This window comes from Sphaerisporangium rufum, assembly GCF_016863395.1.
Taxonomy (GTDB): Bacteria; Actinomycetota; Actinomycetes; order Streptosporangiales; family Streptosporangiaceae; genus Sphaerisporangium; species Sphaerisporangium rufum.
In genome coordinates this window covers 39,899-62,355 of record NZ_BOOU01000081.1, presented here as the reverse complement: position 1 = coordinate 62,355, position 22,457 = coordinate 39,899, and the positions used below count along the sequence as shown (strand labels likewise).

The window sequence follows — 22,457 nt, the reverse complement described above, 5'->3', positions numbered from 1 at the left end:
CGACCCGCTCGATGAGAGAGCGGGCCGCCCGCCGATCGGTGTGAACTGATCCGCCGGCGAAGGCTCAGCCGGCGACCGGCGCGTTGACGTCGGCCGGCAGGGCCTTCCTGGCGGTCTCGGCCAGGGCGGCGAAGGTCTGCGCGTCGTTGACGGCGAGATCGGCGAGGATCTTGCGGTCCACCTCGACACCGGCGGCCTTCAGGCCCTGGATGAACCGGTTGTAGGTGATGCCGTTCGCGCGGGCCGCGGCGTTGATCCGCTGGATCCACAGCCGGCGGAAGGTGCCCTTCTTGTCCTTGCGGTCACGGTAGGCATAGGTCAGAGAGTGGAGCATCTGCTCCTTGGCCTTGCGGTACAGCCGTGACCGCTGGCCCCGGTAACCACTCGCCCGCTCGAGGACGACGCGGCGCTTCTTCTTGGCGTTGAGCGCCCGCTTCACGCGTGCCATTGTTGTATCTCCCCGGGGGTTCGGTTACTTGCCGAGCAGCTTCTTGATCTTCTTGGTGTCGGCGTCGGACATCACGACCTCAGGCTTGAGACGGCGCGTCAGCGACGACGACTTCCACTCGTTGTAGTGGGCGCGGTTGGCCCGGCGGCGAATGATCTTGCCGCTGCCGCTGAGGCGGAACCGCTTCTTCGCACCGCTGTGCGTCTTCATCTTCGGCATCTCAGCCGTCTCTCCCTCGTTCGTCCGTGCCGATGGGCCGGGCCGGTGTCCCGGTGCCGGGCGATGGCCCGTCCGGTGACCCGACCCGGTCTCGGTTTCTCCGCGCTTCCCGCCGGGTCGTCAGGCGGGCCGCGTCACTTCTGCGGTCTCGATGCCGGCGTGCCGCCGGCATCGAGGCTCACACGGTCTCCGCCGGCTCCTCGGCATGGTCCACGACGTGATCGTCGGCGTGGTCCTCGGCCCGGGTGCGAGCCGCGGCCTTCTCGGCCTTGGCCTCGGCCTTCTTCTTGTGCGGCCCGATCACCATGATCATGTTACGGCCGTCCTGCTTCGGCTGGGACTCGACGAAGCCGAGCTCCGTCACGTCCTCGGCCAGCCGCTGCAGCAGCCGGAAGCCGAGCTCCGGCCGGGACTGCTCGCGTCCACGGAACATGATCGTGACCTTGACCTTGTCCCCGGCCTTCAGGAACCGTACGACGTGACCCTTCTTGGTCTCGTAGTCGTGCGGGTCGATCTTCGGCCGGAGCTTGATCTCCTTGATGATCGTGTGCGCCTGGTTGCGGCGCGCCTCGCGTGCCTTCATCGCGGACTCGTACTTGAACTTGCCGTAGTCCATGAGCTTGCACACGGGCGGGCGAGCCGTCGCCGCCACCTCGACCAGGTCGAGGTCGGACTCCTGCGCCAGTTTCAGCGCGTCCCCGATGGAGACGATGCCGACCTGCTCGCCGTTCGGCCCCACGAGGCGGACCTCGGGTACGCGAATACGCTCGTTGATGCGGGGCTCAGTGCTGATGGGACCTCCTAGGTGCCTGGCATTATCCGCAACGGTGCTCGACCGTGCCGGAGCCTTCGCCATGACGCGAAAAGCCCCGCACGTCGCGCATGCGGGGCCACTGAAGCTCTTCGGTCACCCGAATGTGAGCTCCCCGGAGAGGTCCGGAGTGATCCTTGACCCGCCGGCCACACGGCCGATCAGGTGGGAGGCGGACCTCCGCTTGCGCGTCCGGCGCATGCCGGACCGATCGAGCAGTTACATTACCACAACGCCGGGTGGCCGCCGAATCATCCCCACCCCTGTTTCCGGTGGCGGCGGCCCGGCCGGGGTCAGCGGGCCGGCGCCGCCCGGCGGGCGACCTCGGCCACCCCGGCCGCCCGCACCGGCTCTACCGGCACCCCGGTCAGGCCGGTGTACAGCTCCACCTGGCGGACCGCCTGGTGCACCAGCATCGCGAAGCCGTCGGCGACCGTGCCGCCGGCCGCGCGCACCGCCGCCGCCAGCGGGGTGGGCCACGGGGTGTAGACCACGTCGAACACGGCGGGCACGTCCGCCAGCACCGCGGCGTACGGGTCGGCCCCGCCGGCCGGCAGCGTGGAGACGAGCAGGCCGGTGTCGGGAGCCGCGGTCAGGCCGGCGAAGGTGCGCAGTTCCAGCGACATGCCGAGCCGCTCGGCGACCAGGCGCGTCTCGCCGGCCCGCGCCGGGTCGCGGACCACCAGCGTCGCCTCGGTCAGGCCGAGCTCGCGCAGCGCGGCCAGCGCCGAGCCGGCCGTGGCACCGCCGCCGAGCACCGTCGCCGAGCGAACCGGCGGCACGCCGGCCTCGGCCAGCGCCTGGACGATGCCGTGCACGTCGGTGTTCTCCCCGTGCCGGGCGCCGCCGGAGAAGATCACCGTGTTCACCGCGCCGACCCGGGCGGCCTGCTCGGCCACCGAGTCCAGCAGCGGCAGCACCGCCCGCTTGAGCGGCATGGTCAGCGACAGCCCCGCCCACTCCGGGCCCAGCCCGGCCAGCAGGTCGGGCAGAGCGGCCTCGTCGCACTCGACGGCGTCGTACCGCCAGCCGCGCAGGCCGAGTGCCTGGTAGGCGGCCCGGTGCAGGCTCGGCGAGAGCGAGTGGGCGATCGGCGAGCCCAGCACCGCGGCCCGCCGCTCCGTCGGCCCGTGCTCCGCCGGCGGACGCGCCATCAGCCGCCGTTCCCGAGGTTGCGGTTCATCTCCTGGATCAGCCGCTGGTGCTCCTCGAAGGAGTCGGTGAACTTGCTGATGCCCCGTTTGGGGTCGGTGGCCACGAAGTAGAGCCACGGCCCGTCGGCGGGCTCGAGCGCCGCCTCGATGGCGTGCTGGCCGGGGTTGCCGATCGGCCCGGGCGGCAGCCCGTCGCGCCCGTAGGTGTTGAAGGGCGACTTGCTGCGGGTCTCCTCCAGGGAGGCCCGGATGCCGAACTTGTTCAGGCCGTACATGGTGGTGCTGTCCATCTGCAGCCGCATCGGCTTCTTCAGCCGGTTATAGATCACCCGAGCGATCTTCGGCATGTCGCGCAGGTTGCCGGACTCGGCCTGCACGATGCTGGCGATGGTGAGGACCTCCAGCGGCGACAGGCCGAGCCGCCGGGCGCCGGCGACCAGGCCGGTGTCGTCGGCGGCCTTCTTGTAGCGGTCGACCATCGCGGCGAGGATCTCCGCGGGCGCGGCCTTGGGGGCGATCTCGTAGGTCGCCGGGTAGGCGAAGCCCTCCAGCCGGCCCTTGGCGTAGGAGGGCAGGTCGAGGGCGTCGGCGTCCCGGGCGGCCTTGCGGAACTCGGCCTCCGGGCGGCCGGTCGCGGCGGCCAGCTGCTTGTAGATCTGCGACAGGCGGAGGCCCTCGCGGACGGTCAGGGTGCTCTGCAGCCGGAGCTTGGGGTCCAGCAGCGGGACGGCCGCGGCCGCCGACATCTGCCTGCGCATCTTGTACTGGCCGGGCTGCAGTGCGGCGGTCTTGCCCGCGGCGTCGATGGCGTTGACGAACGCGCGCTCGCTGGCCACCACGCCCCGGTCGACCAGCGTCTGCGCCACCTCGCCGGCGCTCTGCCCGTCCTTGATCTCGACGGTGACCTCGCCGGTGCCCTGCCCGGTGTAGTCCTTGGGAATGGTGACGTCGCGGACCCAGTGGTAGCCGTAGTAGCCGCCCACGCCGAGCACGCCGGCGATGACGACCATGGCCACCAGGAAGGCCACATATCCCTTGCGCCGCTGGCGGCGCTGCCGCCTCCTGCTGCGCGACTGGGAGGTCCGTGAACCGCGAGATCTGCGCCGGGGACCTTCGTCGTCCTCGGCACCCAGGAGCCCGTCCAGGTCGAGTTCGTTCATAGATGCGCTCGCCAATCTCCCCGCCCGACCGGCCCGCCGTCAAGCGGAAGCCGCGAATTGCCGCGACATTCCCCGCGAAACGGTCGGGCCGCAGTGGGGGTCACGCCCCGCCGGGGCTCCGGACGCGAAAGGCGGGCGGCCGCGGTGCACCGGGACATCACTGCCGCCCGAGATGTCTGTTCAGCTCTTGCCGGAACCGCACGAACTCACTCTCTTTGTTGGTGAATTTCGTGATTCTACGTGCTGGATCGATAGTGACAAACCAGTACCAATCGCCCACTGCTGGTTGGATCGCCGCGCGCAGCGCGGACTCCCCGGGGTTGCCGATCGGTCCTGGCGGCAACCCGGTGTGCAGGTAGGTGTTGTACGGGGTGTCGCGCTTGATCTCGGCGGCCGAGGCCACGATGCCGTGCCTGCCCAGGCCGTACATGACCGTGCTGTCCATCTCCAGCCTGGCCCGGGCCGCCAGCCGATTGTAGATCACCCTGGCGATCTTCGGATAATCGCTCTCCCGGCCTCCCTCGGCCTGGACGATGCTGGCCAGCACCACCGCCTGGCGCGGGGTGAGCCGGTTGCGCGCGGCGCCGGCCTCCAGCCCGACGTCGGCGGCGGCGCGGCGGAACCTGCGCACCATCGAACCGAGCAGGCCGCGCGGCGTGGTGCCCGGCTCGATGTCGTAGGTGGCCGGGAACAGGAAGCCCTCGGCGGCACCCGCCGCGTAGGGCGGGAGGTCCAGGGCCGTCCGGTCGGCGGCGGCCCGGGCGAGCCCGTCCGCCGGGAGCCCGGACAGCCGGGCCAGCCGGGCCAGCGTCTCACCGGCCCGCAGGCCCTCCGGGACGGTCACCCGGCGGCGCACCCGCGCACCGGGCGACAGCAGCAGGTCCAGCGCGGAGCCGGCGGCCATCCGGTGGCGCAGCCGGTAACGGCCGGGCCGTAGGCTCTCCGCCTTGCCGCGGCCCTCCACGGCCCGCACGAACGCCCCGGCGCTGGCGACCACGTCGGCCCGGGCCAGCACGCCCGCGACATCGCCGGCGGTGGCACCGGGGGTGATCTCGACGACCACCGTCCCGGAGCCGGCACCGGCGTAGTCGTCCGGCGCCACCAGCGGCCCGGCCGCCACGTATCCGAGGACCAGCCCGGCGGCCACCAGCATGACGGTCGCCCCGCCGGCCAGCAGCAACAGGCGCCGCCGCCCGCCGCGGGCACGGTCCACCGGGCCGTCGTCATCGGTGAACGCGAACAGGGCACCGGTGGCGGCGGAGCCGGATTCGGCCGGGTCAGGCGGGTCCACCGAGGTGGCAGGGCCTGCCGGGTCGGCCGGGGTCGCGAGGCCTGCCGGATCGGCCGGGGTGGCAGGGCCCGCCGGGTCGGCCGGATCCGCCGGGTCGCCGGACGGGCGGCCGGCCGGGCCGCTCACCTGGCGGGCCCGGCGCTCGTTCCCCCGCCGGGGCGCCCCGGCGGCTCGATCGATCTGCCCGGCGGCGCTCCGCTCGCACGCTCGGCGTCCAGCGCGGCCTGCAGCAGCACCACGGCGGCCGCCTGGTCGACCACGCCGCGCTGGTCTTTGGCCTTCACCCCGCTGGCGCGCAGGCCGGCCTGCGCGGTCACCGTGGTCAACCGCTCGTCGTACAGCCGGACCGGTATCGGCGCGAGCCGCCCGGCCAGCCGGCCGGCGAACTCCCTGGCCGTGGCGGCGGCCGACCCTTCCCGGCCGGACAGCGAGGTGGGCAGGCCGACGACGACCTCGACCGCCCCGGCCTCCTCGGCGATGGCGGCGATACGGTCCAGGTCGCCCCGGCCGCGCCGAACCGTCTCGACCGGGGTGGCCAGCAGGCCGGAGGGATCGCTGCGCGCCACGCCGACGCGCACCGAGCCCACGTCGACCCCGAGACGCGTCCCCGGCCTCACCGCGACTCCCTGACCGGCACGACCGGGGTGACCCGGGCGACGGCGGCCGGACCGGCGGGCGTCACCGGCGGCGCCGGCGCAGCGGCCACCGCCGGCCCGACGGGCCAGGCCGCAGGGTCCGAACCGGTATCCGATCTGGTGTCCGATCCGGCCGTGCCGGCCGCGCCCACCGGTCTCCCCGGTCTCGCAGCCGTGGCCGGCGGCCGGGTCCGGGCGGTCAGGACGCGGCCTCCCGGACCGCGTGCTCGACCGCGCCGAGCGCGTCGCCGATCGACTCGGGACGGGAACCGCCCCCTTGCGCGACGTCGTCCTTGCCACCGCCGCCACCCCCAAGCGCTCTGGCGGCGACGCCGACCAGTCGCCCGGCCGCAAGCCCCCGGGTGCGTCCCGCATCGTTGACCGCGGCGACCACGACCGGCCGGTCTGCGGGCACACCGGCGACCAGGACCACCGCAGCGTGGTCGGCCGGGAACCGGCCACGCACATCCAGAGCGAGTTTACGCAGGTCATCGGGCGAAGTGCCGTCAGGCGCGCGGTGGGTGACCAGGGAGATCCCGCCGATGTCGCGGGCCGCGGCGGCCAACTCGCCGGCCACCGCGAGCACCTGCGCCGAGCGCAGCCGCTCCAGCTCGCGCTCGGCGGCGCGTAGCCGGGTGACGATGCCGTCGACGCGCTCGGGCAGCTCCTCGCGGCGGGTCTTGAGCGCCTCGCTGAGCTGGGCGACCAGCACGCTCTCGCGGGCCAGGAACCGGAAGGCGTCGATGCCGACCAGCGCCTCGACCCGGCGCACGCCGGCGCCGATCGACGACTCGCCGAGCACCTTGACCAGGCCGAGCTGGCCGGAGCTCGCGACGTGCGTGCCGCCGCACAGCTCGCGGGAGTAGTCGCCCACCTCGACGATGCGCACCTCGTCGCCGTACTTCTCTCCGAACAGGGCGAGCGCGCCCATCGAGCGCGCCTCCTCCAGGGAGGTGTGGAAGGCGTGCACCTTGAGGTCGTTGATCAGGATCGCGTTGACCTCGTCCTCAACGTCGCGCAGCACCGAGGGCGACACCGCGCCCGCCGCGGTGAAGTCGAAGCGGAACCGGCCGGGGGAGTTCTCCGAGCCGGCCTGCGCCGCGCTCTCGCCGAGGGCGTTGCGGAAGCCGCGGTGCACCAGGTGGGTCGCGGTGTGGCTGCGCGAGATCGCGCGGCGGCGCTCGATGTCGATCTCGGCCTGCGCCTGGTCGCCGACCCGGATCTCGCCGTCGCGGACCTTGCCACGGTGCACGACGAGACCGGCGAACGGCGACTGGACGTCCACCACCTCCACGTGCGCGCCGCCGGTGCGGACGGTGCCCTGGTCGGACAGCTGGCCGCCGCCTTCGGCGTAGAAGGGGGTGCGGTCCAGCACGACCTCGACGGTGGTGCCCGCGCCCGCCGCCGGCACCGAGGCGCCGTCGACCAGCAGGCCGACGACGGTGGCCTCGGCGGTGGTGTGGTCGTAGCCGAGGAAGTCGACCCGGCCGCTGCGGTCGAGCAGGTCGCCGAGGACCGACAGGTCGGCGTTGCCGGTCTTCTTGGCCGCCGAGTCGGCCTTGGCCCGGTCGCGCTGCTCGCCCATCAGCCGGCGGAAGCCGTCCTCGTCGACGCGCAGCCCCTGCTCGGCGGCCATCTCCAAGGTGAGGTCGATCGGGAATCCGTAGGTGTCGTGCAGCTGGAACGCCTGGGCGCCGCGCAGCGTGCCCTCGCCCTTGCGCTTGGTCTCCTCCACCGCGGCGTCGAAGATCGCGGTTCCGGTGCGCAGCGTGCCGAGGAACGACGACTCCTCGGCGTCGATCACGGTGTGCAGGTGCGCCGCGTCGGCGATCAGGTCGGGGTACTGCCGGCCCATCGCCTCGATCGTGGTGGCGGTGAGCTCGTGCAGGTAGCGCTCCTCGCCCGCGCCGAGCAGGCGCAGGTTGCGGATGGCGCGGCGCAGCATGCGGCGCAGGACGTAGCCGCGGCCCTCGTTGGAGGGCAGCACGCCGTCGCCCACCAGCATGACGCCCGCCCGCATGTGGTCGGCGATCACCCGCAGCGAGACGTCGGCCCGGCCGTCGCGGCCGTAACGCGAGCGGGTGAGCTCGGCCGCCCGGTCGAGGATCTTGTAGGTGGTGTCGATCTCGTAGATGTTGTCGACGCCCTGCAGGATCGCCGCCATCCGCTCCAGGCCCATGCCGGTGTCCACGCTCTTGGCGGGCAGCTCGCCGGCGACGTCGAAGTCGACCTTGGTGCGCACCTCGCGGAGCTGGAACTGCATGAAGACGTTGTTCCACACCTCGAGGTAGCGGTTCTCATCGGCGACCGGCCCGCCCTCGCGGCCGTACTCCGGGCCGCGGTCGTAGTAGATCTCCGAGCACGGCCCGCCGGGGCCGGGGACGCCCATGTGCCAGTAGTTGTCGGCCAGGCCGCGGCGCTGGATGCGCTCGGCGGGCACGCCGATCTTGTTGTGCCAGATGTCGTGGGACTCGTCGTCCTCGTGCAGGACGGTCACCCACAGGCGGTCCTCGGGGAAGCCGAACCCGCCCTCGGCCTCCGGCCGGGTGAGCAGCTCCCAGGCGAACGGGAGCGCCTGCTCCTTGAAGTAGTCGCCGAAGGAGAAGTTCCCCAGCATCTGAAAGAAGCTGGCGTGCCGGGTGGTCTTGCCCACCTCGTCGATGTCGAGGGTGCGCATGACCTTCTGCACGCTGGCCGCCCGCGGGTAGGGCGGCTTCTTCTGCCCGAGGAAGTAGGGCTTGAAGGGCACCATGCCCGCGTTCACCAGCAGCAGCGTCGGGTCCTCGGCGACAAGGCTGGCCGAGGGCACGATCGTGTGACCGCGCTCCTCGAAGAAGCGCAGGAAGCGGCGGGCGATCTCTGCCGACTCCATCTCAGCGGCCGTCCTTTTCGTCGTCGTGGTGGATGCTCTCGACGCCGCGAGCACCCCGAGTACCGTCAACACCGTCAACACTGCCGAGCGCGAACCTGGCCCGCAACTCGGTTTCCCGGCCCGCCGACAGCCGCCTGACCTCGTCGGCGAACAGCCGGGCGCCGGACGCCAGCTCCAGCGCCCGGTCGGCGGTGCGGCGGGCCACGTGGTCGGGGCGCAGCGCCTGCAGCCGGCGCATGGTCCAGACGCCCAGGTAGGCGCCGAGTCCGAGGTAGAACAACCGGCGGATCACGGGCGCCGCCTGCCGGACGTCACGGCGGCCCGGGTCGGCGGGCGCCGCCGGGCGGCCGCGGCGCGCACGCCGTGCGCCAGCGCGGCCACCTTGATCAGCGGGCGGGCGAACAGGGTGGAGGCCACCCCGCTGACCTTCACCATATGCCCGCTGACCTCCCGCATGTTGCCGGCGATGGCCTCGACGGTGACGAGCTGCCGGTTGGTCTCGGCGACGGTGAGGCTGACGTCGTCCAGCAACGGCACGACGCGCTCGCTCAGCTCGGCCACCGCCTTGGTGGTCTGGGTCAGCAGCCGGGACAGCCGCACGAGCACGACGATCAGAAAGCAGACGAGTATCGCCCAGAACATGGCGACGATGAGGCCGGCGACCTCTCCGGCGGTGAGCATGTCGTGCGTCCCCTCGTAGGTGACCTTGCGAACGGGCGGCCCCGGCCGGGGCTTCGGGATGGGGGAACCCTATCGCGCCCGGGCGCCCCGGCCGCGCGCAGCGCGCCAACCCGGCGGCCGGGCCGGCTCTCAGCCGCCCCCGCGCAGGAAGTCCCTGATCTTGGCCCACCGGTCGGCCACCGGCGCCTCGGCGCCGTGCCGGGTGGGCTCGTAGTAGCGGCGGCCGCGCACCTCGGCGGGCGCGTAGTCCTGGCGGACCAGGCCGTGCTCGAAGTCGTGCGGGTATTTGTACCCCTGCCCGTGGCCGAGCTTGGCCGCGCCCGGGTAGTGGGCGTCGCGCAGGTGACCGGGCACCTGGCCGATCAGGCCGCGGCGCACGTCGTCGGCGGCCGCGCCGATGGCCTTGATCACCGCGTTGGACTTCGGGGCGAGCGCGCAGTGGATGACGGCCTGGGCCAGGTTGAGCCGCCCCTCGGGCAGGCCGATCATCTGCACCGCCTGGGCGGCGGCCACCGCCACCTGCAGGCAGGACGGGTCGGCCATGCCGACGTCCTCGGACGCGAAGATCACGACGCGGCGGGCGATGAACCGCGGGTCCTCGCCCGCCTCGATCATGCGGGCCAGGTAGTGCAGCGCGGCGTCGGCGTCCGAGCCGCGCATGCTCTTGATGAACGCGCTGACCACGTCGTAGTGCTGGTCGCCCTGCCGGTCGTAGCGCACCGCGGCCTTGTCGACGGCCTTCTCCACCGCCTCGACGGTGATCTCGCCACCGGCGGCGGTGAGCGCCGCCGCCTCCAGGTAGGTCAGCGAGCGGCGGGCGTCGCCGCCGGCCAGCCGGACCAGGTGGCCGAGCGCGTCAGGGGCCAGCCCGGCGCGGCCGCCGAGCCCGCGGGGATCGCGCACGGCGCGCTCCAGCACGGCCCGGACGTCGTCGTCGGTGAGCGGCTCCAGGGTGAGCAGCAGGGATCGCGACAGCAACGGCGAGTTCACCGAGAAGAACGGGTTCTCGGTGGTGGCGCCGATGAAGGTCACCCAGCGGTTCTCCACCGCGGGCAGCAGGGCGTCCTGCTGGGCCTTGTTGAAGCGGTGCACCTCGTCCACGAACAACACGGTCTGCCGGCCGCTCATGCCGAGCTCGCGGCGGGCCTGGTCGATGGCCGCGCGCACCTCCTTGACCCCGGCCGCGACCGCGGACACCTCGACGAACCGGCGCTCGGTGACCCCGGCGACGACGTAGGCCAGCGTGGTCTTGCCGGTGCCCGGCGGCCCCCACAGGAACAGCGACATGGGGGCCTCGCTCTCGACCAGCCGGCGCAGCGGGGTGCCGGGGCCCAGCAGGTGGCGCTGGCCGATCACCTCGTCCAGGGTGCGCGGGCGCATGCGGACCGCGAGCGGCTCCTGACCCCGGTGCGCCTCGCGCGCGGCCGAATCGAACAAACTCTCCACACCGCCGACACTACCGCCGGTACCGCAGGTCCACGGAGTCGCGGCGGGAGCCCCAGGCGAACTCGACGGTCCAGCAGCCGGGGCCGGGCACGTCCACCGTGCTCGGATAGATCTCGCCCGGGCCGATGGCGGCCGGGAAGGTGGCGCGGACGACCGGCCGGTCGGCGCCGCGCGGGTGGATGGTGAGGCGCATCTCCTCGCCGGCCTGCCGCACGTACCAGAGGATCTTGTTGGACGGCGAGGTGGGCTTTCCGGCGCGCAGCGGCCGGACGAACAGGTAGCCGAGCACCTCGCCGGCGGTACCGACGACGTACGGCGTATCGGGCGGCGCGCCCTCGGTGGCCCAGGAGGGCGCCGCACCGGTGCGGATGGTCCCGGTGCCGCAGCCGCCCTTGATCGCCCGTCCGGAGGTGGCGGGCGTCGCGGCGGTGGCCGCCGGGGTGGCGGCGGCCGGGACCGGCGAGGCCGGGGCGGTGCGACCGGCTGTGGTGGTGGCGGCCGGGGCGGTGCAGGCGGCCGCCGCCAGGCACGCCAGGAGGGCCGTGGTTCGTCTCATGCCCGTGGTACCGCCGGCGGCCGGAAAAGGTTCCCGCGGCCCGCGCGGCCGGTGCGGGCCGGGCGCCGCTCAGCGCCTCAGCGCCTCCGTGCCGCCGGTCGGTGCCGGTCGGTGCCGGTCGGTGCCGGTCGGTGCCGGTCGGTGCCGGTCAGTGGGACCAGACGGCCTCGGCGCCGGTGTGGCCGGCGCGGAAGATGTAGTAACCGGCGACGGCGGCGAGCACGACGACCAGGACGGTGAGCGTCACCGTGGTGATCCGGCCGAGCCGCCGGGCGGAGTAGACCAGCAGCAGGGACGCCACCCCGAGCCCGATGGCGCTGAACATCGTCGGGGTCGCGTAGCTCTCGTGCAGGGTGACGGCGCGGCCCAGGGCGTTGTCGGGCAGGCCACCGGAGTACAGCCGCTCCTCGAGCGCCTCGCCGCTCTCCCTGGCGGCGAAGGCGGCGGCCGGCGCGGCGATCGCCAGCACCACCACCAGCCACTCCACGAAGGGCCGCAGCCTGGGCACCGCGCCGAACGCCACCGAGGCCAGCACCAGCATCGGCACCAGCATCACCGCGGTGTGGATGATCAGGGGGTGGGCGGGCAGGCCGAGAATCTCTTCGAACATCTGGGCGCTCCTGGTGCAGTGGTCCGTGGTCCGTCGTCCCTCGTACCGCGCGGGGGGCGGCGAGGTTCCCGGGGGATGGTACGGCGGGCGGCCCCAAGGTGTTCGAGCATCATGCCGGGTCCGGTGTCAGAACGTCATAAGAATTTCCGCATCGCAACATTCCGCTCCGCAACAGGGTTGGTTCGCTACGGCCGGAAGATCTGGCTAGCCTTCCGAACTGTGCGTTTTATCCGGCCGGCACGGCAGGGCCGGTACGATTCCCGAGCACCTGAAGTCATCTAACGGCAAATGGAAGGCAAACCGTGACCGACGTGGATCGCCAGACCCAACTGGCACGGGAGCACCGCGAGCGGCAGGAAGCGCGCGACAAGCGGTCCGGCGCGCCGAAGCGGAACATCATCATCGGGGGCACGGTGGGCGCCGTGGTGGTGGTCGGCGGCATCGTCGCGGCCTCGACCCTCATGGGCGGCGGCGACGGCGCCAAGAACCCGGCCGCCTCGGCATCGGCCTCCGCCTCGCCCGGCGGCTCCGCGCCGCCCTCCGCCGCGGTCGCGGTGCCGACCGCCCCGGGCCAGTCCAGCGCGGTGACGTGCACCTACCGCAAGGACGACAGCGGGTCCCCGGCCAAGAAGGTGGGCACGCCGCCCGCCAAGCCGGATATGAAGGCGAAGACCATGACGATCACCACCAACCAGGGGGCGATCGTCATCGAGCTGGCCACCGCCCAGGCGCCGTGCACGGTGAACTCGTTCGAGTTCCTGGCGAAGAAGAACTTCTTCGACAATACCCGCTGCCACCGCCTGGCGACCGTGGAGCTCACCGGCCTGGCCATGCTGCAGTGCGGCGACCCGTTCGCCAAGGGGGACGGCAAGACGGCGAACGACGGGGCCGGCGGCCCCGGCTACCTGTTCAACGACGAGAATCTCAACGGCACCGGGCTGGGCCGCGGCACGGTGGCCATGGCCGCCAACTCCGAGGACGCCAACTCCAACGGCAGCCAGTTCTGGATCTCCTACGCCGACGACAACACCCAGCTCGCCAGCTCGGGCGCGGCCTTCACCACGGTCGGCGTGGTGAAGAAGGGCATGGACGTCGTCGACAAGATCGTCAAGGGCGGCGTGATCGTCTACAAGAACGACCAGTTCGCCGACGTGCGCGGCGAAGGCTCCAACGCCCCCAAGCTGCCGGTCATCATCAAGGACGTGAAGGTCGAGCGGTAGTGCCCGACCCGGGCGGGTCCGGCGCCGTCGTGGCGCCGGACCCGCCCGGTGGAACGTGCCGTCAGGCTCCGGGCGCCGGCATCGCCGCCCCGGCCAGCCGCTCCTGCAGAGTGGGGATGATCTCGGCGAGCGGCACGGCGGTCTGCTCTCCGCTCGCCAGGTTCTTGACCTGGACGGCCCCGGCGGCCAGGTCGCGCTCGCCGAGGATCAGCGCGTAGGCGGCGCCCGAGCGGGCGGCGCCCTTCATGGCGCCCTTCAGGCCCTTGCCGTCGAACGCCATGTCGGCGGCCACGCCGGCCCGGCGCAGCTCGTTGACGACGGCGAACAACCGCCGCGCGGCCTCCTCGCCCATGGGCACGCCGTACACCGCCACCCGGGCGGGCGTCTCGGCGAGCAGGCCCTCGGCCTCCAGGGCGAGCATGATGCGGTCGACGCCGACGGCGAAGCCGATGCCGGGCAGCGGCGGGCCGCCGATGTCCTCCGACAGCCCGTCGTAGCGCCCGCCGCCGCCGATCGCCGACTGGGCGCCGAGCAGCGGGTGGTCGAACTCGTATGTGGTGCGGCTGTAGTAGTCCAGGCCGCGCACCAGCCGCGGGGTGTCCTCCCACGGCACGCCGAGATCCTCCAGCAGCGACCGGACGCGGTCGTGGTGGGCCTTGCAGGACGCGCACAGGTGGTCGGTGATCAGCGGGGCGTTCTCGACCTGCGCCCGCACCTCGGGGCGCTTGTCGTCCAGCACGCGCAGCGGGTTGACCTCGGCGCGCTCGCGGGTCGGCGCGTCGAGGTCCAGGCCGCGCAGGAAGTCCTGCAGCGCGGCGCGGTAGGCGGGGCGGCACTGCCGGCAGCCCAGGGTGTTCAGCAGCAGCCGCACCCGGGTCAGCCCGAGCGCCTGGTATCCGGCCCAGGCGATGGCGACGGTCTCGGCGTCGACCGCCGGGTCCTCGGTGCCGATGGCCTCGAGGTCGAACTGCTGGAGCTGGCGGTAGCGGCCGGCCTGCGGCCGCTCGTAGCGGAAGGCCGGGCCCGCGGTCCACAGCTTCACCGGAAGCTGGCCGGTGTGCAGGCCGTGCTCGAGCGTGGCGCGCAGCACACTGGCGGTGAACTCCGGCCGCAGGGTGACCGAGCGGCCGCCGCGGTCGGCGAAGGTGTACATCTCCTTGGTGACCACGTCGGTCGACTCGCCGACGCCGCGCGCGAACAGCTCGGTGTCCTCGAAGACGGGCACCTCGATGTAGGAGTAGCCCGCCGCGGTGGCCGCGCCGGCGAACGCGGCGCGTACGGCGAGGAAGGCCGCCGAGCGCGGCGGCAGGTATTCGGGTACGCCCTTGGGCGCCTGGAAGGTCATCTACAGTCCCTTGGTGGGGCCGGCGAACGGCGCCGCCTCCGCGAGATACGGATTGGCGGCGCGCTCGCGGCCGATCGTCGTCTGTGGTCCGTGACCGGGCAGCACCACCGTGTCGTCCGGCAGCGTCAGGCAGGTGGTGCCGAGGCTGCGCAGAATGGTCGGGTAGTCGCCGCCCGGGAGGTCGGTGCGGCCGATGGAGCCGGCGAACAGCAGGTCCCCGGAGAACATGACGTGCTCCCCCGGCGACCGGAAGGTCACCGACCCCCTGGTATGGCCGGGCGCGTGGTCGACCGTGAGTGCCATGCCCGCGATGTCCAGCACGGCGCCGTCGGACAGCTCGCGCACGTCGTCGGGCTCGGTGAAGGTCAGCCCGCCGAACAACTGCTGCCCCGCCATCAGCGACAGCCCCTTGGCCGGGTCGGAGAGCAGCTCGCGGTCCTCGGGGTGGATGAAGGCGGGAATGTCGCGGGCTCCGCACACCGGCGCCACCGACCAGACGTGATCGAGGTGCCCGTGGGTGAGCAGCACCGCGACCGGCTTGAGCCGGTGCTCGCGCAGCAGCTCGCCGAGCCCGGGCTCGGCGTCCTGGCCAGGGTCGATGACCACGCACTCCTCGCCGGCGGCGGGAGCGACGACGTAGCAGTTGGCCTGGAAGGAGCCTGCGGGAAACCCGTCGATGAGCACGGAACCGGTCCTCGGTGTGATCGATCTCGTCAAGGAAAGCGGATGGGAATGTAACCGAAGGGTACCGGTGCGGGTCGCCGGGCTGCGAACCATCGCCCGCGGGCCGATACGATTCGCCCACTCCATAAACGTGGCGGTCGTCCAGCAGGACGACCAAAGTGGACCAACTCGGACAGTCGGGAGGGCACAGCGGTGGCGACCGGCAAGGACCGTCAAAAGCAGCTGGCACGAGAGCATTACGAACGGCAGATGGCGCGCCGCGCCGAGCGCCAGGCTCAGCAGAAGCGCATCGCGGTGATCGGCACGACGGTGGGCGTGGTGGTCGTGGTGGGCGCCGTCTTCGGCGCGGTCGCGCTGGCCGGCGGCGGCTCGGACGACCCGCAGGCGGCCGCCTCGGCCAGCCCGTCGGCGCCGCCCTCGGCCCCGCCCTCGGAGGGCCCCTCTCCCAAGCCGTACGACGCGGCCAGCGGCACCTGTGACTACGTCGCCGATGGCAAGGGCGCGGTCAAGGAGGTCGGCCTGCCGCCGGCCAAGGCCGACACCAAGGCGAAGACGATGACGATCGCCACCAACCACGGCGACCTGGTGGTCGACCTGGCGACCGCCAAGGCGCCCTGCACGGTGAACTCCTTCGCGTTCCTGGCGAAGAAGAAGTACTTCGCGGGCACCAAGTGCCACCGGATGGGCCCGGCGTCGTTCCCCATGCTGCAGTGCGGCGACCCGCTGGCCAAGGCCGACGGCAAGAACCCGACCGACGGGCAGGGCGGGCCCGGCTACCGCTTCGCCGACGAGAACCTCAGCGGCGCCAAGTACAGCCGCGGCGTCGTCGCCATGGCCAACAGCGGTCCCGGCACCAACGGCAGCCAGTTCTTCATCATCCTGGGCGACCTGCAGCTCCCCCCGAACTACACACCGTTCGGTACCGTCACAAAGGGGCTCAAAATCCTGGACGATGTGGCCAAGAAGGGCGTGCTGGAGGGCGGTATGGGCGACGGCACCGGCGCTCCCAAGGACCCGGTCGAATTCAAAAGCGTGACAATCTCTGGCAAGAGCTGACGTAATACAACCAAGGGCGCGCGGCGTCCTGGAGGCTGATTCGAGTGCGGGAGGACACGGTGAGCACCGACCCGTGGGGCCGGGTAGACGACGACGGCACCGTCTACGTTCGTACGGCTGAGGGAGAGCGGGCCGTCGGGTCCTGGCAGGCCGGGGAACCCGAGGAGGCCCTCGCCTACTTCCGTCGGAAGTACGACGAGCTGGCGACCCAGGTGGAACTGCTGGAACAGCGGGTCCGGGGCACCGACCTGCCGCCCGCCCAGGCCGAGGCGACGATCCTCAAGCTCCGCGAGTCGATCACCGAGGCGCACGCGGTCGGCGACCTCGGCGCGCTGGAGGACCGCCTGGCGGCGCTGACGGACTTGGTGGGCAAGCGCCGCGAGGAGGTCAAGGCCGCCCGCGACCAGGCGCGCGCCCAGTCGAGGGAGATCAAGGAGCGCATCGTCGCCGAGGCCGAGCGCATCGCCGAGGACACCACGCACTGGAAGTCCGGCGGCGAGCGGCTGCGCCAGCTCGTCGAGGAGTGGAAGGGCGCCGAGCGTATCGACCGCGTCACCGAGGCGGCGCTGTGGAAGCGGCTGTCGGCCGCCCGCACCGCGTTCGCCAAGCGGCGCAAGTCCTACTTCGCCGGGCTGGACGAGCAGCGCGAGTCGGTACGCACGATCAAGGAGCGCATCGTCACCGAGGCCGAGGCGCTGGCCGGATCGACCGACTGGGGCGACACCGCGTCGGCCTACCGCGAGCTCATGCGGCAGTGGAAGAGCGCCGGCCGGGCCTCCCGGGAGGCCGAGGAGGAGCTGTGGGGCCGGTTCAAGACGGCCCAGGACCAGTTCTTCCAGGCCCGCTCGGCGGTCTTCGCCGAGCGCGACGCCTCGCTGCGCGAGAACGCGGAGGCCAAGGAGCGCATCCTGGCCGACGCCGAGCGCATCCTGCCGGTCACCGACGCCCGGGCCGCCCGGGCGGCGCTGCGGACGGTGCTGGAGCGCTGGGAGGCGGTGGGGCCGGTGCCGCGCGACTCCCGGGACCGGCTCGAAGGCGGTCTGCGCCGGATCGACGACGCGGTGCGCAAGGCCGAGGAGGCCGAGTGGAAGCGCTCCAACCCCGAGGCCCGCGCCCGCGCGCAGAACACCGTCGACCAGCTGCGCCGCTCCATCGAGCAGCTGGAGGGGCGGCTGGCCAAGGCCCGCACCGCCGGGCGGGACAAGGACGCCAAGGAGGCCGAGGAGTCCATCGCCGCCCGCCGGTCCTGGCTGGAGGAGGCCGAGCGCACGCTCGCCGAGTTCTCCTGAGGCTCTCCCGGGCCGGGCGGGCCCCCGCCCGGCCCGGCCCGGGACGCCGATCAGCCGGCCGGCCCGAACCAGCGGCCGATCGCCGCGCGCAGGTCGTCGGCGGCCCCGGCGTCCGGGGCGGGCGCGGCGGAGGCCCAGGCGACGTAGCAGTCCGGCCGCAGCAGTAGCGCGGTGGCCGGCGCCGCGCCCCCGGCCGGGCGGGCGGCCACCACACGCACCCGGCCGGGCGGCGCCGGCACCGCCGAGGCGAACGCCCCCTGCCCGGTCAGGTCCAGCAGCAGCGGCCGGGCGTCCCGGGTCAGCGCCGACAGCGGGACCAGGCCGCCGTCGGTCTCCAGCGACAGCTCCGGCGCCCACCGGCCGGTCAGCGGGTGCGCGGCCTCCTCCCCCATGTCGTAGTGGACGTCCGCGCCGGCCATCATGCCGGCGATGTGGCCGGTGATGCCCGGCAGCTCCAGCAGCTCGGCGAACAGCTCGCGCAGCGCGGTGACATCGCCGCCCGGGGCGATCAGCGCGGACTGGGCCCTGGTCGACATGGCCACCCGCCGGGCCGCCGGGCGCCGCTCGGCCTCGTAGCTGTCCAGCAGCCCGGCCGGCGCGGTGCCGCGCACCTCGGCGGCCAGCTTCCAGCCCAGGTTGATCGCGTCCTGCAGCCCGAGGTTGAGCCCGGGCCCGCCGATGGCCGAGTGCACGTGCGCCGCGTCCCCCACCAGCAGCACCCTGCCCTGGCGGTACCGGGCGGCCAGCCGGGTGTTCCCGCCGCCCAGCCGGCGCCGCAGGTGCGGGCCGTCCCCGGCCGGCGGGCCGAACGGCACGTCCGGCACGCCCAGCACCCGGGCCGCGCTGGCGCGGATCTCCGCCACGTCCAGCGGCGGCAGCCCTTCCCCCTCGGTGGGGTCCCACTCGGTGGTGGAGATCAGCGCGCCGCCGGGGAACGGCGCGTAGACCACCAGGCCACGCTCGGTGCGGTGGTGCATGAACGGCGGGACCGGCCCGTACCCGGGCACCACCAGCGCACCGGTGGCGGGGTCGAGCAGGGAGTCCGGCACGCTCAGGTGCATGGTGCGCGAGACGACACCGGAGCGGGTGTCGCCGGGGAACTCGATGCCGCAGAACTTGCGCGTCGGGCTGTGCCCGCCGTCCGCGCCCACCAGGTAGGCCGAGCGCAGCCGGTACCGGCCGCCAGGTCCGGCGACCTCGGCGGTGACCCCGTCGCCGTCCTGGACGAGCCCGGTCAGCTCGTGCCCGCGGCGGATCTCCACGCCGAGTTCGGTGGCCCGCTCCTCCAGCATCTCCTCGATCCGCCGCTGGGGCACCATCAGGCCGTAGAGCGGGTTGTCCGGCAGCGACGCCAGATCCAGCCGCAGCGCGCCGAACGGGAAGGCGGGCGTGGGCGCCGGCGGCTCGGGGCTGCCGGTGAGCCGCTCGTGCAGGCCGCGGCGGTGCAGCATCCGCACCACCTGGCCGACCAGGCCGTTGGCCCGGTTCTCCCCGGTGCGCGCGGGCAGCCGCTCCAGCACCACCGGCCGGGCGCCGGCCAGGCTCAGCTCGCAGGCCAGCATCAGGCCGTTCGGACCGGCTCCGGCGATGACGACGTCAGGGGTCATGGCTCTCCTTCAGGGGTTTCGGGCATGCCCGATCGACCGGCGGCACCGGCCGGCGGGCGACAACGGGTGGGATCGCGGTGAGGATGGACGGCCGGGGACGGCCGGACGCCGGGAACGGGCACGACGGGGCCCGCACGCGGCGCGGTACCGGCGCGCGGCGTGCCGGCGGCCGGACCGGCCGGTACGGCGGGCCGAGGATCGGCGCGGCGGGCGCCGCGCCGGCAGGTCTCCTACACTTCTGGCACTTCCGGCTCCCCGGCCGGCGGCGGCGATGCCGCCGGGCCGGGACCGGGCTCGGGCAGCCCGGCGGCGACCTGCCGCAGGGCGTCACGCAGCAGCGGGCCGATCGGCAACCGCCGCCCGGCGAGCAGCCAGTGGCCCATCACGGCCGCGGTGGCCGCCGACGCGGTGGCCGCCACCAGCCGCGGGTACAGATCACGTCCGGAGTCGGTGCCGGTGCGCTCGGCGACCGCGGCGACCATCGCCTCCTCGGCCGCCAGGTGCACTTGGTGGTATTCGCGCTGCAGCGCGGGCTCCGACAGCATCAGCCGGATACCGGCCTGCCACTGCTCGTCCTGGCCACTGCCCTCGGTGTCGCCCTCGGTGGCGCCGAGGGCGAACCGGGCCTCGACCGCGGCGGTGATCGCCTCCCACAGCGGCTCGGACCGCGGCCGGGCCCGCAGCTCCTCGGCGATGGCCGTCGCCCGGTCCAGGTGGCGGGCGACGATGGCCTCCGCCTTGCTCGCGAAATAGTTGTTGAAGGTGCGCGGGGACACCCCGGCCGCGGCGGCGATGTCCTCCACCCGGACGTTGTCGAACCCTCGCTCGACGGTCAGCCGGATGGCCGCCCAGCTCAGCGCGACGCGGGTCTCGCGTTTCTTGCGCTCGCGCAGGCCGCCCCGGCCGTCCTCGCCTGTCCCCATGCCACTACCGTACCGAATATTGCGCGATCCGCAAAGATGCGGGACGCGAAAACTTGCCGACTCTGCAATTTCCGGCCGGCAGGATCAGTTGGTGATCCGGTAGACGTCGTAGACGCCTTGGATGTTGCGCACCGCCTTCAGCACGTGGCCCAGGTGCTTGGGATCGCCCATCTCGAAGGTGAACTTGCTGATCGCCGTCCGGTCGCGGGCGGTGGCCACCGACGCCGACAGGATGTTCACGTGCTGGTCCGACAGCGTGCGGGTCACGTCCGAAAGCAGGCGGGGCCGGTCCAGCGCCTCGACCTGGATCGCCACCAGGAACACCGAGTCGTCGGCGGGCGACCAGCTCACCTCGACCAGCCGGTCCGGCTCGGCGCGCAGCTGCTCGACGTTGGGGCAGGTGCTGCGGTGCACCGAGACGCCATGGCCTCGGGTGACGAAGCCGATGATCTCGTCGCCGGGCACCGGCGTGCAGCAGCGCGACAGCCGCACCCACACGTCGGTGTCGCCGGCCACGATGACGCCGGCGTTGGTGCCGGTGCGCGGCCGGCCGCGCAGCCTGGTCGGCACCGCCACCTCGGCGATGTCCTCCTCGGCGGCGTCCACCCCGCCGAGCGACTGCACGAGCTTCTCCACCACCGACTGCGCGCCCGTGTGGCCCTCTCCGACCGCCGCGTACAGCGCCGAGACATCGGGGTACCGAAGGTCCCTGGCGAGCGCCAGGAGGGTCTCTCCGGACATCAGGCGCTGCAACGGCAGGCCCTGCTTGCGCATGGCGCGCCCGATGGCCTCCTTGCCCGCCTCGATCGCCGTCTCCCGGCGCTCCTTGGAGAACCACTGGCGGATCTTGTTGCGGGCCCGGCCGCTCTTGACGAACTTCAGCCAGTCGCGCGACGGCCCGGCGTCCGGCGACTTGGAAGTGAAGATCTCCACGGTGTCGCCGTTGGTCAGCCGGGACTCCAGCGGCACCAGCCGGCCGTTGACCCGGGCGCCGATGCACCGGTGACCGACCTCGGTGTGCACCGCGTAGGCGAAGTCGACCGGCGTGGCGCCTTCGGGCAGCGCGATCACCTGGCCGCGCGGGGTGAAGACGAACACCTCCGACACCGACAGGTCGAAGCGCAGCGACTCCAGGAACTCCCCCGGGTCGGAGGTCTCCTTCTGCCAGTCGAGCAGCTGCCGCAGCCAGGCCATGTCGCCGGCGGACTTCATCCGCGCCGCGGCCGGGCCGGAGACGACGACCTCCTCCTTGTACTTCCAGTGCGCGGCCACGCCGTACTCGGCGCGGTGGTGCATCGCCCGGGTGCGGATCTGCAGCTCGACCGGCTTGCCCTCCGGCCCGATGACCGTCGTGTGCAGCGACTGGTACATGTTGAACTTGGGCATCGCGATGTAGTCCTTGAACCGCCCAGGCACCGGATTCCACCGTGCGTGGATCGTTCCTAGCGCGGCGTAACAATCGCGTACCGTGTCGACCAGTACCCGGATGCCCACCAGGTCGTAGATGTCGTCGAACGCCACCTCGCGCGCGATCATCTTCTGGTAGATCGAGTAGTAGTGCTTGGGCCGGCCCTTGACCGTGGCCCGGATCTTCGACTCGCGCAGGTCGGCGGAGACCTTCTCGATCACCTCCTGCAGGAACAGGTCGCGGCGCGGGGCCCGCTCCGACACCATGCGCGCGATCTCGTCGTAGCGCTTGGGGTAGAGCATGCCGAAGGCCAGGTCCTCCAGCTCCCACTTGATGGTGTTCATCCCGAGCCGGTGGGCCAGCGGCGCGAAGATCTCCAGCGTCTCGCGGGCCTTCTGCTCCTGCTTGTGCCGCGGCAGGTAGCGCAGGGTGCGCATGTTGTGCAGCCGGTCGGCCAGCTTGATGACCAGCACCCGGATGTCGCGGGACATCGCCACGACCATCTTGCGCACCGTCTCGGCCTGCGCCGCGTCGCCGAACTTGACCTTGTCGAGCTTGGTGACGCCGTCGACCAGCAGGGCGATGTGCTCCCCGAAGTCGGCGCTCAGCTCGTCCAGGCCGTAGGCGGTGTCCTCCACGGTGTCGTGCAGCAGCGCCGCGCACAGCGTCTCGTCATCGGTGCCGAGCTCGGCGAGGATGGTCGCGACGGCCAGGGGGTGGGTGATGTAGGGGTCGCCGCTCTTGCGCTTCTGATCGCGGTGGTGGTAGGCCGCCACGTCGTAGGCGCGCTCGATGAGCCGCAGGTCGGCCTTGGGATGGGTCGCCCGGACCGTCTTGAACAACGGCTCGAGAACCGGGTTCATCGCACCACCCCATTGCCCCCCGAACCGGGAAAGCCTGCGGCGTACAACGGCAGGCGCCGGTCTTTCGTCTGTGCCTGCGGACGTGGCGGAACCCGTATCGTCCGCTCGAGCGGAAACCGGCTCAGGGGTCTCGGTCATCTCGGGCGGGGCCACATCACGGGGCACTCAGACTCCTCGTC

Annotated in this window: 21 protein-coding genes; 3 read left to right on the top strand and 18 right to left on the bottom strand. The window is 72.8% G+C overall.

Going from position 1 to position 22,457, the window contains the following annotated elements:
* Positions 1–64 precede the first annotated feature (64 nt).
* From rplT to Sru01_RS29070, 13 genes are all read right to left on the bottom strand, one after another.
* Positions 65–448 (bottom strand): 50S ribosomal protein L20, encoded by a 384-nt coding sequence (rplT, locus tag Sru01_RS29130; RefSeq protein WP_203992210.1) that lies wholly within the window; start codon positions 446–448, stop codon positions 65–67.
* Positions 449–472: 24 nt separating this feature from the next.
* The gene (gene rpmI / locus Sru01_RS29125) at positions 473–667 is read right to left on the bottom strand and encodes a 50S ribosomal protein L35 (RefSeq protein ID WP_203992208.1); all 195 of its coding nucleotides are present in this window, start codon (positions 665–667) and stop codon (positions 473–475) included.
* 178 nt (positions 668–845) lie between these two features.
* Positions 846–1,523, bottom strand: a complete 678-nt coding sequence (infC, locus tag Sru01_RS29120) for a translation initiation factor IF-3 (RefSeq protein WP_203992206.1) — start codon at positions 1,521–1,523, stop codon at positions 846–848.
* A 248-nt stretch (positions 1,524–1,771) separates the two neighbouring features.
* Positions 1,772–2,632 (bottom strand): shikimate dehydrogenase, encoded by an 861-nt coding sequence (locus tag Sru01_RS29115; RefSeq protein WP_203992204.1) that lies wholly within the window; start codon positions 2,630–2,632, stop codon positions 1,772–1,774.
* The gene (mltG, locus tag Sru01_RS29110; protein WP_203992202.1) at positions 2,632–3,792 is read right to left on the bottom strand and encodes an endolytic transglycosylase MltG; all 1,161 of its coding nucleotides are present in this window, start codon (positions 3,790–3,792) and stop codon (positions 2,632–2,634) included. Before mltG (Sru01_RS29110) ends, Sru01_RS29115 begins: the two co-directional genes overlap by 1 nt.
* Positions 3,793–3,949: 157 nt before the next feature.
* Positions 3,950–5,083, bottom strand: coding sequence for an endolytic transglycosylase MltG (gene mltG / locus Sru01_RS29105; RefSeq protein ID WP_203992199.1), 1,134 nt, complete (start codon positions 5,081–5,083; stop codon positions 3,950–3,952).
* 122 nt (positions 5,084–5,205) lie between these two features.
* Positions 5,206–5,700 carry a Holliday junction resolvase RuvX gene (ruvX, locus tag Sru01_RS29100; protein WP_203992196.1) on the bottom strand — a complete coding sequence of 165 codons (495 nt, stop codon included), beginning with the start codon at positions 5,698–5,700 and terminating at the stop codon, positions 5,206–5,208.
* Between the two features lie 217 nt (positions 5,701–5,917).
* Positions 5,918–8,590: an alanine--tRNA ligase gene (alaS, locus tag Sru01_RS29095; protein ID WP_203992193.1), complete on the bottom strand. Its 2,673-nt coding sequence runs from the start codon at positions 8,588–8,590 to the stop codon at positions 5,918–5,920.
* 1 nt (position 8,591) lies between these two features.
* Positions 8,592–8,882 carry a hypothetical protein gene (locus Sru01_RS29090; protein ID WP_203992190.1) on the bottom strand — a complete coding sequence of 97 codons (291 nt, stop codon included), beginning with the start codon at positions 8,880–8,882 and terminating at the stop codon, positions 8,592–8,594.
* Positions 8,879–9,271 carry a DUF948 domain-containing protein gene (locus tag Sru01_RS29085; RefSeq protein ID WP_203992187.1) on the bottom strand — a complete coding sequence of 131 codons (393 nt, stop codon included), beginning with the start codon at positions 9,269–9,271 and terminating at the stop codon, positions 8,879–8,881. Before Sru01_RS29085 ends, Sru01_RS29090 begins: the two co-directional genes overlap by 4 nt.
* A gap of 129 nt (positions 9,272–9,400) precedes the next feature.
* Positions 9,401–10,717, bottom strand: a complete 1,317-nt coding sequence (locus Sru01_RS29080; protein ID WP_239137827.1) for a replication-associated recombination protein A — start codon at positions 10,715–10,717, stop codon at positions 9,401–9,403.
* 10 nt (positions 10,718–10,727) lie between these two features.
* Positions 10,728–11,273 (bottom strand): hypothetical protein, encoded by a 546-nt coding sequence (locus Sru01_RS29075; RefSeq protein WP_203992184.1) that lies wholly within the window; start codon positions 11,271–11,273, stop codon positions 10,728–10,730.
* A gap of 148 nt (positions 11,274–11,421) precedes the next feature.
* A complete protein-coding gene (locus Sru01_RS29070) occupies positions 11,422–11,883 on the bottom strand; it encodes a DUF2231 domain-containing protein (protein WP_203992181.1) in 462 nt (153 codons plus the stop codon).
* Positions 11,884–12,185: 302 nt separating this feature from the next.
* On the opposite strand from Sru01_RS29070, the gene Sru01_RS29065 reads away from it, so the two are divergent.
* Positions 12,186–13,103 carry a peptidylprolyl isomerase gene (locus Sru01_RS29065; RefSeq protein WP_203992178.1) on the top strand — a complete coding sequence of 306 codons (918 nt, stop codon included), beginning with the start codon at positions 12,186–12,188 and terminating at the stop codon, positions 13,101–13,103.
* A 61-nt stretch (positions 13,104–13,164) separates the two neighbouring features.
* Here Sru01_RS29065 and hisS read toward each other — a convergent pair whose 3' ends face one another.
* Both hisS and Sru01_RS29055 read right to left on the bottom strand, forming a co-directional pair.
* Positions 13,165–14,448, bottom strand: a complete 1,284-nt coding sequence (hisS, locus tag Sru01_RS29060; protein WP_203992176.1) for a histidine--tRNA ligase — start codon at positions 14,446–14,448, stop codon at positions 13,165–13,167.
* The gene (locus Sru01_RS29055; RefSeq protein WP_203992174.1) at positions 14,449–15,132 is read right to left on the bottom strand and encodes an MBL fold metallo-hydrolase; all 684 of its coding nucleotides are present in this window, start codon (positions 15,130–15,132) and stop codon (positions 14,449–14,451) included.
* Positions 15,133–15,324: 192 nt separating this feature from the next.
* On the opposite strand from Sru01_RS29055, the gene Sru01_RS29050 reads away from it, so the two are divergent.
* Both Sru01_RS29050 and Sru01_RS29045 read left to right on the top strand, forming a co-directional pair.
* Entirely contained in the window at positions 15,325–16,188 is an 864-nt protein-coding gene (locus tag Sru01_RS29050; protein WP_239137826.1) for a peptidylprolyl isomerase, read from the top strand.
* A gap of 59 nt (positions 16,189–16,247) precedes the next feature.
* Complete coding sequence (locus Sru01_RS29045) at positions 16,248–17,477, top strand: DUF349 domain-containing protein (RefSeq protein WP_203992172.1); 1,230 nt, start codon at positions 16,248–16,250, stop codon at positions 17,475–17,477.
* A gap of 50 nt (positions 17,478–17,527) precedes the next feature.
* On the opposite strand, the gene Sru01_RS29040 is transcribed toward Sru01_RS29045, so the two are convergent.
* From Sru01_RS29040 to Sru01_RS29030, 3 genes are all read right to left on the bottom strand, one after another.
* Positions 17,528–19,084 (bottom strand): FAD-dependent monooxygenase, encoded by a 1,557-nt coding sequence (locus Sru01_RS29040; RefSeq protein ID WP_203992170.1) that lies wholly within the window; start codon positions 19,082–19,084, stop codon positions 17,528–17,530.
* 230 nt (positions 19,085–19,314) lie between these two features.
* Positions 19,315–20,007, bottom strand: a complete 693-nt coding sequence (locus Sru01_RS29035) for an acyl-CoA-like ligand-binding transcription factor (protein ID WP_203992168.1) — start codon at positions 20,005–20,007, stop codon at positions 19,315–19,317.
* A gap of 84 nt (positions 20,008–20,091) precedes the next feature.
* Positions 20,092–22,278 carry a RelA/SpoT family protein gene (locus tag Sru01_RS29030; protein ID WP_203992164.1) on the bottom strand — a complete coding sequence of 729 codons (2,187 nt, stop codon included), beginning with the start codon at positions 22,276–22,278 and terminating at the stop codon, positions 20,092–20,094.
* Between the last annotated feature and the right edge of the window lie 179 nt (positions 22,279–22,457).

Excerpts from the sequence above, each read along its gene's own strand:
- infC (WP_203992206.1), bottom strand. The coding sequence starts at position 1,523 with ATGGCGAAGGCTCCGGCACGGTCGAGCACCGTTGCGGATAATGCCAGG.
- alaS (WP_203992193.1), bottom strand. The coding sequence starts at position 8,590 with ATGGAGTCGGCAGAGATCGCCCGCCGCTTCCTGCGCTTCTTCGAGGAG.
- Sru01_RS29085 (WP_203992187.1), bottom strand. The coding sequence starts at position 9,271 with ATGCTCACCGCCGGAGAGGTCGCCGGCCTCATCGTCGCCATGTTCTGG.
- Sru01_RS29115 (WP_203992204.1), bottom strand. The coding sequence starts at position 2,632 with ATGGCGCGTCCGCCGGCGGAGCACGGGCCGACGGAGCGGCGGGCCGCG.
- Sru01_RS29040 (WP_203992170.1), bottom strand. The coding sequence starts at position 19,084 with ATGACCCCTGACGTCGTCATCGCCGGAGCCGGTCCGAACGGCCTGATG.
- Sru01_RS29070 (WP_203992181.1), bottom strand. The coding sequence starts at position 11,883 with ATGTTCGAAGAGATTCTCGGCCTGCCCGCCCACCCCCTGATCATCCAC.
- rpmI (WP_203992208.1), bottom strand. The coding sequence starts at position 667 with ATGCCGAAGATGAAGACGCACAGCGGTGCGAAGAAGCGGTTCCGCCTC.
- rplT (WP_203992210.1), bottom strand. The coding sequence starts at position 448 with ATGGCACGCGTGAAGCGGGCGCTCAACGCCAAGAAGAAGCGCCGCGTC.
- Sru01_RS29035 (WP_203992168.1), bottom strand. The coding sequence starts at position 20,007 with ATGGGGACAGGCGAGGACGGCCGGGGCGGCCTGCGCGAGCGCAAGAAA.
- hisS (WP_203992176.1), bottom strand. The coding sequence starts at position 14,448 with ATGACCTTCCAGGCGCCCAAGGGCGTACCCGAATACCTGCCGCCGCGC.
- mltG (WP_203992202.1), bottom strand. The coding sequence starts at position 3,792 with ATGAACGAACTCGACCTGGACGGGCTCCTGGGTGCCGAGGACGACGAA.
- Sru01_RS29030 (WP_203992164.1), bottom strand. The coding sequence starts at position 22,278 with ATGAACCCGGTTCTCGAGCCGTTGTTCAAGACGGTCCGGGCGACCCAT.
- Sru01_RS29075 (WP_203992184.1), bottom strand. The coding sequence starts at position 11,273 with ATGAGACGAACCACGGCCCTCCTGGCGTGCCTGGCGGCGGCCGCCTGC.